The organism is Emticicia sp. (assembly GCF_049241225.1).
Classification (GTDB): domain Bacteria; phylum Bacteroidota; class Bacteroidia; order Cytophagales; family Spirosomataceae; genus Emticicia.
Genome location: NZ_JBMLRC010000247.1, coordinates 1 through 1,452, shown reverse-complemented (window position 1 = coordinate 1,452; position 1,452 = coordinate 1). Strand labels below are relative to the sequence as shown.

The window sequence follows — 1,452 nt, the reverse complement described above, 5'->3', positions numbered from 1 at the left end:
CCAAGCCCTTTCAAAAATTCGCCTATATATATATGGTATAAAGTATGGCTCAAAAAGTAGGTTCAGTTAAAATTATACATTTTTGTTTTTGATACCAACTTTTTGAGATTTTATTACAGCGACACCTGCCAAATCAGTTTTTCGACCATCGACCAAAACCTTGATACTCAAATTGACCTTTTGGAAAAATATGGTTGTAGTAAAATTTTCCAAGATAAAATAACAGGACTTGCCATTCAACGCCCTGCTCTTGATGATATGCTTTCACAATTACGTGAGTGTGATACCGTAGTAGTCGCTCGTTTTTTCGTTTGGGGCGATATCGTGACCACGTGATAAATTTGATCAATGACTTTGCCAACCGTAAAGTTATTTTCAAGGCTCTTGATGTTGGAATTGATACCACAACTCCAGCTGGCAAATTGATACTTTCTATTTTTGCATCTTTGGCAGAATATGACAGAGAAGTAATTTTGGAAAAAACCAAAGCAGGTCAACAACTTGCCAAAGCAAAAGGCAAACACATTGGTCGACCATCGGGAGTAAATCAAGAAAATTATAATATAGTGAAAAAAGCACTGGAAAAGGATTTGTCGGTTTCAGAAATTGTGAGTTTAACAGGTATAAGTATTTCGAGTGTAAAAAGGTATAAAAAAGAAATTCAAAAGTGACACTAAGTGATTTGTATATTTGGTGAAAGATTAGAATTTTCTTGAATATCCAAACTCCTCGGGTCAGCCCTCACCTCAAGTTTTTGCATCGAAAAAACTTCCAGAGAAGGAAACCCAAATTCTTCTACTACTTTTCCGTCAAGGCAATAAACACCCCTACCTCGGAATGGATATTTTTCGAGTGAAGGTGGAAAATGGGTGGTATCGAAAAACTCTCCTTGTTTATCTATAAAATATCCAAATCCCATCAATTTATGATTTTTGGTTCTGACAGGTTTCCATGTAACTAAATACCCATAAATTCTGATGTTTCGACCGACTAAACTGATTAGATTTTGTGCTGTGGTGGAAATTCTATTTGGTGCTGCGACTAACTCAAATGGACTCGAAATCGAAAAACCCAGTAGTTCAATCTGGTCGTAGGCATCTTCTAATGGATGATACACCAATGCAGGTAAATGGTGAGTTTCTGGTTCGGGCAACCCAAACAGTGTTTGTTTGTAATGACTTGGTTGGAATCGGCTATTATACCGAAAGTGTGCCTCCCAAAGTAATTCTTTTTTTGGTGTACCAAAATTTCTGAATGCTCCAATCCGAATCAAAATGATAAGTTGTTCTAAACCAATACTTATTCTACTGACGAAATTTGAAAATGATGTAAAGTATCCGAAACTCCTTTCTTGTAAAAAACTTTCTACGAGTTTACTTTCGAGTGATTTGATATGTATCCAGCCCAACCAAATAACATTTCCTTCGATTCTGGTTAAATATTCACTTTCGT

2 protein-coding genes and 1 pseudogene are annotated in these 1,452 nt (G+C 36.0%); 2 read left to right on the top strand and 1 reads right to left on the bottom strand.

Features of this window, described 5'->3' with window-relative positions:
- Positions 1-102 precede the first annotated feature (102 nt).
- On the top strand, positions 103-336 hold the full coding sequence (locus ACOVO2_RS13285) for a recombinase family protein (protein WP_421770447.1): 234 nt from the start codon (positions 103-105) through the stop codon (positions 334-336).
- The gene (locus ACOVO2_RS13280; RefSeq protein WP_421770446.1) at positions 333-671 is read left to right on the top strand and encodes a recombinase family protein; all 339 of its coding nucleotides are present in this window, start codon (positions 333-335) and stop codon (positions 669-671) included. The genes ACOVO2_RS13285 and ACOVO2_RS13280 overlap by 4 nt, the downstream gene beginning before the upstream one ends.
- 2 nt (positions 672-673) lie before the next feature.
- Here the strand turns inward: ACOVO2_RS13280 and ACOVO2_RS13275 are convergent.
- Positions 674-1,452 (bottom strand): annotated as a pseudogene (locus tag ACOVO2_RS13275) (DNA polymerase III subunit alpha); the annotation flags it as partial.